The sequence below is a fragment of the Nitrospira defluvii genome, assembly GCF_905220995.1.
Classification (GTDB): domain Bacteria; phylum Nitrospirota; class Nitrospiria; order Nitrospirales; family Nitrospiraceae; genus Nitrospira_A; species Nitrospira_A defluvii_C.
This window is the reverse complement of record NZ_CAJNBJ010000020.1, coordinates 200,463-210,085: the sequence shown is the minus strand read 5'-3', so window position 1 is coordinate 210,085 and position 9,623 is coordinate 200,463. Positions and strand designations below refer to the sequence as shown.

The following is a 9,623-nucleotide window of genomic DNA, read 5'->3' as shown; positions in this document are numbered from 1 at the left end:
GTAACAAACGGGGGAAGGTCACCCCTCCTTCTGAGAAGCGAAATGGGCGATCGGTGAAAAGCAGGGGGGTTCGTGGTGAGGTGTATCTGGTGAAATCGATAGGCCAGTACGAGTTCGCCAGCATATGCCGTGCGACTTGCAGTGAGGTTCCAGGCCTCAATTGGAAGATGTTGTCGCAGGAGTTGGTGATGGGAGCCAATTTGACCCCGGGCCGTACTTCATTGAGGAGAAGGGTCTTAATGTTCTCAGTTAGTTCTTGAGGGATAAACTCTATGGAGGTTGGACTTTTGTAGGGATGGAGCCGTCTGAGCGTGCTGATGAATGGCTTGCTGATCGTGGCTTCTGTAAAGATGCGCCAGGGAATACCGAGCATGTGCCAGAACTGTCGCTCGATTTCTAGTTTCTGTAGAGTACGAGTTTTGTAGAGGTCTCGTTCGTACTTTACCGACCATGCTTGATAGTGGACTTTGTCACGAGACCCAAGCGTCAACAAAAAGTCGGTTGTCATAATGATTGGATGCTTACTCTTTGGATCAGTCGGGTGTTTAAATCCGAGTGAATTCGCAATAGCCACAGTATTGTCCTGAGGAAAGAGAGGATACTGTTCGCGAATATCCAGAACCTCATTATCGAGGTCTGCTAAGTGGAAGAAGATGAGCTCCAGGCGGCTGAAGAGGTGGTGAATACGCCCAGTGGTCGCGCCCTTCAGTCTGGTGCGTAGACCGCGAGAGCTGAAATCAAAAACGGTTAGCCACGGTTTATACGCAAAGTATTCTCCCTTTCCTCTCCCCTGCTGGATCCAGCGAGCAATGAGTTCCGGCGTAACGACCTGTTTGTAGGTAGGCATGGATGATGGTCTCGCTCAGCCTGAAAGGTGCCAAATGGTAAAAAAAAGTTACCATTCATGTCAAGTGTCATGATGGTGGCCGCGTCTTCATCCGTGCCGGGTTATGGCGATTGGCTCGATTTTGAGGAAAGGAAACCTGCGATGGTAATAGCGATGGGACTAGGAGAGGTCGTCAGCTATGCGCGACGACGGTGTCGGTGGAGACGTAACAGACGGTAGGGCCAGGATATACTGCCTAGTGAGATGGTTCTGAGGCGAGTTTCTGCTGTTTGCCGGACACTTTCTTTAGTGTCTCCCGTTGAGTTTGAGTGGATGGATGGAACGCGATAAATGGCCGAGGCGTGTCGAGAAAGATACATTTTGGAATATTCAGAGACAGGGGGGATGTGTCATAGGCTTTGGAGAGTGTGAGGAGGACCTGTTTAGGGGAAAGGCCATCTAGTTTCCTAATGTCTGGAACAGGTGTCCTCCTGGAATTGGCCTGTAATAAGTCTTGAACAAGAATGATCTCCCAGCCGCTCGCAGCCATTTCCATCTCGATGGGGGGCACCCCTAATGCTGCGGCGAGGCCATGCAGGATTGGAATACGCGGGGGTGGATTACGACCTGATTCAATTATGCTGAGATAGGCGTGAGTAATACCTCGTCCTTCAACGTTTGCAGAAACCACCCGTGCTAGTTCGCGTAGACCAAGCTTCTTTGCTAGGCGTAAGCTCCGCAGATATTTGCCAAAATCGTTCTTCATTGAGGTCAGTTTTGTGTCGTAAATGCTGTTCGAATCATATGAACACACAATCAGTCCCTTCTGAAGTGGCGAGTTCGCCAGGTACAGAAGTACGGACGTGTGCTCGGTTAATTAAAAAGGGGTTCTACCGTAATTTGGACGGAGACGGGAGACATGAAAATGCAGTGCGGTAATTCTCCGATTGGAGAGTCTACAACTTTAATGTCAAGTCTAGGACTTTAATGTCAAGGCTACAACTTTAATGTCAGCTCACACAGGTCTGATGTGATCAATGGTCTGCTTGATTCCATAGTACCTGGTATACCAAGAGTCTACCTGTCCTAGCAACATTCTTGGGGGGCGCGCGTCCGAAATTCCGAAGAAAAAGATTCTGGCTCTTTGTTTTGTTGGTGAGGTAACGCATAGTATACCAGGCACCTACGCCCCAGGTAGCGAACTGCTGAGTTGGAGCGAGATCTACGGTGTAGGGGAGGGCGAGGCTTATCTGGCGTCTCGTTGCACCATGGCACTCGTTCGGAACGACTGGAAACCGACTGGAGAGTGCGGTATGGTTATGTTCATAGGAGCAGTGCTCGGGGGTTTGCGCTTAGCTTGCAAGCCGACTCATAAAGGCTCGGAGAAATCCGGGCCTTTTGGTTTTTCAGAGCTTGACACGAACGTTAGAGTCAGTCGCTGGCGGCAATGGAGAAGCTGTCGACCATGCTCAGCTGCCCGTGACCGGTGACTTTTCCACGGGTAACATATTTCTTCACCACCGAATGAGCAACGCTCATCTTTTAGGAGGTAACTCTTGACCACTGTCGCATTTTGAAACGCGGAAACCCAATGTGCTACCAGGGCAGGGATTCGAAAAACACGCGCACGGTTCCATAGACTTCCTCAAAGGGAGGTAAGTCCTCACGAATCTCATTGGCTAATTGAGGATACTCTTTTTTCGAACGCTGGATAATCGCAGGGCTCGCCATAGACGTTCGATCCACTGTGAGGCCACGAGAGGCGGCCTTAGACTTCAAGGCCTCAAGAATCACTGCTTTCACCAGCTCATCGGTCACGGGATAGTCTTTGATCATCCGGAAGAGATCGTAGGCATCCTGTCGGCGCACTCGGTTTCTGACTTCTTGCTGAAGGAGCGCTCTCAGTTTCTCTGCCATTAGGTCAATGAAGCTATACGCATGAATGACGGTCCCGTCAGGAAAACGAAGTTGATCCACCGAGCTGGTCTGTTCGTTAAAACTGTAATCCACATCCACCACATCGGGGCAGTTCTTGGCCACGAGATGACCATGTTTTCTCGTTCCCTTTTCCGCATATCCTAGTGTCATTTGAATGGTTTGAAATTCGGCGTCTGCTCGTTTTGGTCTTACCGCATAAGATTGCACGCGGCAATCCACTCCGTAGTCGAGCTCCTCGACCGCCACTGCAAGCCGGCCTTCAAACTTCGAACGAAAGGTCTCCTGATCAAATTCAGCGAATCGTTGGGCTGTTGAGAAATCAATGTCCCGCGTATATCGCGAACTCTCGTACCGAATCGCGAGAAGGATGCCCCCCTTTATGATCATGTGGGGTTGAAGATCGGATGAACGGCCAATTGCCACCAACACGGTGTGGACCGCCTGTCGAAGTTCTCGTTGCGCGGCATCAGGCGCCTTCTGGACCCAAGCAGCAATGTCACATTCCTCCATGCATGCCTCAGCTGTGATTAAGTGACAGGCACCAGCGTGCGGAATAGCGGGAGCTGTATTCAGAAAGGGGGTCCAGCTTCCGGGAACCGCCCCGCTGGACAGTCGTCGCCCACTTCTCAATAGTTGCGTTCCCTGTGATCCCACACCGTTCATCGAGCACATACCCAGCTCGGGCTTTATCGATCAGCGTGCCATGTCGATCAATCTCCTCGACAATCAACGCTTCATACTGTCTCGCATGAGCCTCATACACTTCGATAACATGATTAATCCCGCCGCACAGGTGTGCGGCGCGAACCATATCCAGAAATGTTCGGCCGATTGTCGAGACTCGTAGGACTCGCTCCTTCCCGATTTTGAATGCACCAGTATGGGCGCTTGCGTACTTATGCACTGGTTTTTTGTCAATTCGGGCAAAGCGGATGCGCGTCAGTCGAGGCAGACTCCCGTCACGGTAGGCTTGCAGGTGCTCGCCGAGATCTGACCTCATTCTGAGCACCGCAAAGCTAGACCATTTCGTTTGTTGGGGAGTACTATAAAAAATGGTGGTGAGAATTCGATTGGTCAGCCCATGATAGGCCATCGCACTCAGATGTGAAAGATAGGCAAACGGATCCACCGAGCACAAAATGTCTTCTGGCGTGAACTGCGTCTTCCCCAAAATATTGTACACACTCCCCCGGAAATCTCGTCTCTTTCGCAAGATACCTCGACTCAGCAGGGTGCGGAGTAGCGATCCGAAATCACCAATATCCGGGACGGACTTTTTTAATCGTCCGATTTTCAGCCCTTCGACCTGTTTCTTGTCGTAAAGGTCGAATAAAAGACGACCGAGTTCATACTCTGTCAGAACTGGCTGAGTCAGTCGTCCAATTTCAAGGGTTGCCGCACCTGCAAGATCCAGTGACATTGGATAGAGCCTTCGTGGAATTACAAAGTGACAACATTGAGGAAACGAGGATCACGAAGCATACGTGGAGAGGTGTATATGTCCTAAGGACATATACACCTCTCCATACTGACTTGTCAATATAGCCACCGCTTTTACAACTATAGGCTTATATCACTTTTAGTATTGACGACTTCGTGATGCAGCATTAGAATGTCCTTAGGACATTCTAATGCTGCATATCAGTCGACTCATTTCTCTCTTCCACATTCCCCCCAGTAAACCTTATTCTTCTCGAGTTACTTCAAGAGAATCCTCGAAACCTAATCAACCTGTAGATTTCGGCATTCGCTGAAGTAACATCACAACCATCGATCGGAACACCTCAGGATGTATTGTTCATCGAGATGGCGATCACGACAGTCCCAACCGATCCGTCACCGAATCCACGAGATGAGGCTCGACGCCTAGGTACTTCTCAGTCGTCATCACGGAACTGTGGCCATACAGCTGCTGAATTTCCCGCATATCTTTGGTCAGTGCGTAACACAGCCGGCCGAAGGTACGGCGCAAGTCATGCGGAGCCACATGTTTCCCCAAGGCCAGCTGTGCGTACCGTCCAACAATTCGCCAGATCGTATCCTCCGTCACTCCCTTGCCCCAGACGCTGCCGTGGCGATTGATGGCTCGGATTACTCGGCCGGACTCAATCCCTGCCGCCTCGACCCACCGGTCCCAGGCGTTCTTCACCACGCCAGGGAGGGGAAGGGTGCGAAGCCGTTTCCCTTTGCCTCGCAGATTCGCGAGCACCCATCGACCCTCGCGTTCGCGCACCGCCGTCACCGCCAACTGCGCAATTTCCGCCCGCCGAAGCCCACACCGCAGGATCAGCATCAACACGAGATAATCCCGTTTGCCCACGATCGTCCGCACGTTCGGCCCACTCAAGATGCGCTGTGCCTGTTCACGTGGCAACCACACTCCAGCCCGAACCCCACGATTGGGAACCATCGGAATGCGGAGAATTGCCATTCCTGTCGGGGTATCGAGCACTTGTTCGGCCATCCCTTCATGCGCTAGACGGCGAAGGACAGTTAGATGGAGATTGATCGATTTCGGAGCGAGCTTCTTGGTGAGCAGCAGATAGTCACGGTAGCGCAGAACCGTCGTCTTCGACAACAGCATCAGCTTCGTCCGTGCAACCCACGCCCGATACATCGAGGCTGACGCACGATAGGCGCGTTGTGAATGTTGAGAGGCACAAGCCAGAACCACCTGATCGCACAGCTGGGTCCACTGTGCCCGGGTCATTGTCTTTTCACTCATGGGTCGTTCTTTTTGCGCAGCTCAAACTGTGAGCCCTACTCTCAGTTCGTGATAGTCTATCTTATCACGTCTTACGTGCAATGCACTTCCCGAGCGAATGGAAATACGTTCTTAATCTGGTAATTGATAGATCTTCCAGTGGTGGCCATTGACTATCCCGATTATTCCCAGGCGTCCATGAGGATCACCGAACGAAAGTAGGTTCTCCTTGTTCTCATTTTTTAGGAATCGCATGTAATACCCCTGCAACATACTCGTGACCGAGGTCCGCACGGGCGCTACCTTAATGAGTCGTTCCATGAAGACGGCGACACAAGGAGGCCCTGTCACGTCGGGATCATCAATGGTCATGTGCGGATCATATTCCCCCGGCAGACCTGTAACGTCGAGGGCAGTCCATATCTTGGGGCCGTGTGACTCAAAGTATCTCCAAACATCGCCGGCAAGGACCCCGGCCAGACGTGTAATCAACGCCAAGTCATTTTGTGCGCGCCCCTTAAACGACACACGCTCAGCCACATTTCGATATCTTTGTGTGGCGGATTGGCGGGCGATGTGTTCATCAAACGATGCCTTGATTTGATCCAGATCTGTGCGACGATCCCAATAGATGTCTACATTCGTCGCCGCATGGGCTGCGATACAGGAGGCCATGTAGGCGATGAACGAATCGAAGGGAACAAATCGTTCGCCTCTTGGAGAGGACCGTTGTTTATACTCCCTCCCATAAGCCAAGGCCGCGTCTTTTGTTCGTCGGCCTTCATGAATCATGCAGGCGCCATGAGCATAGAACGCGAACAGATGTATGGAGAGACTCGTACGATTCAGCGTCTGGACGAAAACCTCCCTGGCTGCCTCGTTTTGGAGCACGTCCTTGTATTTATAATCCTCTTTGCCAACAATTGAGCCGAGGTGTTTCGAAATCCGGGCTAATTCTGGAGCCTGTGCCAATGGAAACAGAACTGCTCCCACTCCAAAGCCAGACTCCTCGGTTGACTGCGGGCGATTACTGGTTCCAGTTTCATCAAAGACAGCGATGTATTTCTTCATGTGCTATTCAATTTGGTCAATCAGTGCACATCTGGCCTGTCGCAAGATCGACGTGCATGTTACGCACCGCTATAAAGGTCACGCATTTGTCTCAAATGGCTCGAAGAGCATCGTGGTACAGGCGCAGTGTTTGGAGTCGAGCAGAAATTCTGACAGCAAACTCCCATGCCGCCAAGTAGCTAAACATCCTACTGTTTGCCGTGTATCAGGCCTGGTCTGAGACCAGAAGTTCTTGCCTCGCGGGATCTACTTGATCGGGAGCTTACACGGTTCTTGGACCAAGAAGCAGAACCCTGACGCGCGAACCTCAACTCAAGACAAGGCATGGAGAACATCGTTGGGGGGAGCTATGCAAAAACATGGGCAGACAAAGGCACGAAATGAACGATACCTTAAACCCCGCTCTGGATCAGGCGAATCGCAGAAGTGTGGAAGCGCACTCGGTTAGATTGGTAGGGCTAACGGTTGACCCGCCCCGCGAATGTAGACCAAACGAGACCTGAGGAATTGGCCTGCGCGTGATCGGTTTGAGCCGCCAATGCGGCGAATCGAAACTACCATAGCTCACGTGAGCGCCTCCAGTAATTCGAGAGCGGCGGGGGCTCTCTGGGGCAGCGGAGCCCAGCCCGCGGCAAAGGCGGCTGGTGTCACGTCCTGTAGCGAACTGTGGGGACGTAGATTATTGTAATCCTCCTGCCACCGCGTTAATTTTTCCCGCGCATCCTCGAGCGTGAAGAAGACTTCCACGTTCAAACACTCATCTCGAAGACGCCCGTTGAAGCTCTCGATGAACCCGTTCTCGACCGGTTTGCCCGGGCGAATAAAGTCGAGCTGAATCCCGTGGCGATAGGCCCAGGCATCCATGACACGACTGGCAAATTCGCTGCCGTTGTCCACGGTGATCGAACGCGGGGTACCTCGCTGCCCCACGAGCAGCTCTAAGGCCTGGGCCACCTTCTCGCCTGTCAGCGACCGATCGGCCAGCAGGCAGAGGCATTCACGGGTGAATTGATCGACGACCGTCAGGATTCGAAACGACCGACCATCGGCGACCCGTTCGCTCATGAAGTCCATGCTCCACCGTTGGTTCGGGGCGGTTGCCTCTGGCTGCGGTACACGGGCTCGGCCGGCCGCCTTCGTCCGGCGTTTCGTCCGCACCGTCAGCCCTTCTTCCGTATAGAGCCGATAGATGCGTTTGGCGTTCACGCGCCAGTCGTCCCGTCTCAGCAACACCGTCAGTCGCCGATACCCGAACCGCACCCGTGCCGCGGCCAACTCGCGCAACCGGATCCGCAACGCCTCCTGCGGATCACGGTGCCCCTGATACCGCAATGAAGCGCGCGCCATCGGCAACAGCCTCGACACCCGGCGCTCGCTGACCTGATAGGTCACCTGCGCCCAGCGGGCGAGGGCCCGCCGGTCCCGAGGCCTTAGAGCTCCCATGAAGGGTGCCGCTGTCAAGATGTTCGGAGAAGGGGGGATACGTCGTCCATCCTCCCATTCGTGCTCTCTGGCACATTCAGCTGGACCAGAGGGGCGCCCCATTCTTTTTTCGAGCCTCGAAGGCTACGCTCTAAAGACGAGGTTACCCGCTGCTGGAGGTATCCCAACTCCATGCTCCGTCGTCGGCGGTGTCCTTCCTCTTGTGAATCCTCTCCTGACGAGCGACTGCAGCTACGCCACGGCTCCGAGTCGCTGAGGTTGATAGACCGTCTCGTCCCGCAAGACGTGGAAGGCGATGGTCAACAGTTTCCGTGCCAAGGCCACGATTGCGGTTTTCTTGCCACGACGGCGCGCGACGCGATGCCACCACTGTTGCAAGGGGCGGGCGGCTGGAGCCTTCACGGCTAGTGCCGCGAAGGCGGCTTGCACCCAGACCGCCCGGATCTCACTGCGCCCTTGTTTCGTGATGGCGCCATACCGCACCTGCTCACCGCTGGCTCGCACACTCGGGGTGAGGCCACTGTAGGCCACTAGATGCTTGGCGGATGGAAACCGTTGGATCGTGTCCACGGCAGCGAGGAGGGTTTGGGCACTAATGGGCCCCACGCCGGGAATCGTTTCGAGTTGGGCCACACGGGCGTCGGTCTGTGCGCGAGCGTGCAACTCCTGGTCGAGGGCCTTCAGGGCGGCAAACAACGCCGTCGCGAGTTCGGCATAGGCGTCCACGACCGCCTGAGTAGATGCTGAAACCGACACCCGTTTCAGCCGAGCCCAGCCGGACAGGGTCGAGAGCGCACGGGTTGGGAGAACTACCTGCTGCTGGCGCAGGAGTCCACGGATCACATTGATCGTCTTGGTCCGCATGGTCACGAGTTGCCGACGCGCCACCAGCAAGTGTCGCACCTCTCGACTCCGCGGCTCTGGCACATGCACCGGTTCCGGCAGTCCCCCGATGCGCAGGAGATGGGCGAGCAATGCGGCATCCACCCGATCGGTCTTCTTCTTGGATTCGGCTATCCATTTCACCTTCAGCGGATGCACGACATGCACCTGGGCACCGAGCTCACGTAGCACATCAACGATCCAGGCCGTTTGCCCGCCGGCCTCAATGGCCACCCGCAAACCCTTCGCCTTGTAACGCTGGAGCACTGTCCGGATCGCTTCCGCGGTGGTCGCCACCGCCACTTCCCGAACCCGGCGGCCGTGAGCATCTTCCAAGCACATATGGGTCGACTTGATGGAGATATCCAGGCCACAGTAGTACATGCCAACCTCCCTTGGTTAGGTAATGAGGAACCTGCGTGCCACTTATCTACCGCAGTTCCATCCGGTTGGCACCCTTCATAGCTTCTTTTTTCGGACAATCTCCTGGAGCATGTGGCGATCCAGCGAGAGATCGGCCAGCAGGCGTTTGAGCTTGGTATTTTCCTCGCGGAGCTGCCGGAGTTCCCGCAGTTCGCTGAGGCCCAGCCCCGCATATTTGCGCTTCCACACGTAGAAGGTCTGTTCGCTGATGCCGACCTCGCGGCAGATCTCCGCGACGGTTGTTCCACTCTCCACGTGCCGTAAGGTGGCCAGGACTTGCTCTTCGGTATGCCCCCGTCGTCGTCCCATCGTTGTGTCCTCCTTCTGGGTGAAGAA

Annotated in this window: 8 protein-coding genes and 1 pseudogene; all 9 read right to left on the bottom strand. The window is 54.3% G+C overall.

From position 1 onward, the window contains the following. Nucleotides 1-847 (bottom strand): TnsA endonuclease N-terminal domain-containing protein (locus KJA79_RS21635; RefSeq protein ID WP_213044177.1); only part of this gene is annotated, 847 nt, incomplete at its 3' end. A 235-nt stretch (nt 848-1,082) separates the two neighbouring features. After that, a complete protein-coding gene (locus KJA79_RS21630) occupies nt 1,083-1,592 on the bottom strand; it encodes a helix-turn-helix domain-containing protein (protein WP_213044176.1) in 510 nt (169 codons plus the stop codon). Between the two features lie 830 nt (nt 1,593-2,422). Beyond that, entirely contained in the window at nt 2,423-3,274 is an 852-nt protein-coding gene (locus KJA79_RS21625) for a nucleotidyl transferase AbiEii/AbiGii toxin family protein (protein ID WP_213044175.1), read from the bottom strand. 7 nt (nt 3,275-3,281) lie between these two features. After that, nucleotides 3,282-4,184, bottom strand: coding sequence for a type IV toxin-antitoxin system AbiEi family antitoxin domain-containing protein (locus KJA79_RS21620; RefSeq protein WP_213044174.1), 903 nt, complete (start codon nt 4,182-4,184; stop codon nt 3,282-3,284). A gap of 393 nt (nt 4,185-4,577) precedes the next feature. Beyond that, entirely contained in the window at nt 4,578-5,489 is a 912-nt protein-coding gene (locus KJA79_RS21615; RefSeq protein WP_213044173.1) for a tyrosine-type recombinase/integrase, read from the bottom strand. 111 nt (nt 5,490-5,600) lie between these two features. Further along, complete coding sequence (locus KJA79_RS21610) at nt 5,601-6,539, bottom strand: hypothetical protein (RefSeq protein ID WP_213044172.1); 939 nt, start codon at nt 6,537-6,539, stop codon at nt 5,601-5,603. Nucleotides 6,540-7,103: 564 nt separating this feature from the next. After that, the gene (locus KJA79_RS21605; RefSeq protein WP_213044171.1) at nt 7,104-7,982 is read right to left on the bottom strand and encodes an IS3 family transposase; all 879 of its coding nucleotides are present in this window, start codon (nt 7,980-7,982) and stop codon (nt 7,104-7,106) included. Nucleotides 7,983-8,213: 231 nt separating this feature from the next. Beyond that, the gene (locus KJA79_RS21600; protein WP_213044170.1) at nt 8,214-9,248 is read right to left on the bottom strand and encodes an IS110 family RNA-guided transposase; all 1,035 of its coding nucleotides are present in this window, start codon (nt 9,246-9,248) and stop codon (nt 8,214-8,216) included. A 78-nt stretch (nt 9,249-9,326) separates the two neighbouring features. After that, nucleotides 9,327-9,596: pseudogene (locus KJA79_RS21595) on the bottom strand (transposase); the annotation flags it as partial. Nucleotides 9,597-9,623 lie beyond the last annotated feature (27 nt).

Excerpts from the sequence above, each read along its gene's own strand:
- KJA79_RS21630 (WP_213044176.1), bottom strand. The coding sequence starts at position 1,592 with ATGAAGAACGATTTTGGCAAATATCTGCGGAGCTTACGCCTAGCAAAG.
- KJA79_RS21625 (WP_213044175.1), bottom strand. The coding sequence starts at position 3,274 with ATGGAGGAATGTGACATTGCTGCTTGGGTCCAGAAGGCGCCTGATGCC.
- KJA79_RS21620 (WP_213044174.1), bottom strand. The coding sequence starts at position 4,184 with ATGTCACTGGATCTTGCAGGTGCGGCAACCCTTGAAATTGGACGACTG.
- KJA79_RS21615 (WP_213044173.1), bottom strand. The coding sequence starts at position 5,489 with ATGAGTGAAAAGACAATGACCCGGGCACAGTGGACCCAGCTGTGCGAT.
- KJA79_RS21610 (WP_213044172.1), bottom strand. The coding sequence starts at position 6,539 with ATGAAGAAATACATCGCTGTCTTTGATGAAACTGGAACCAGTAATCGC.
- KJA79_RS21605 (WP_213044171.1), bottom strand. The coding sequence starts at position 7,982 with ATGGGAGCTCTAAGGCCTCGGGACCGGCGGGCCCTCGCCCGCTGGGCG.
- KJA79_RS21600 (WP_213044170.1), bottom strand. The coding sequence starts at position 9,248 with ATGTACTACTGTGGCCTGGATATCTCCATCAAGTCGACCCATATGTGC.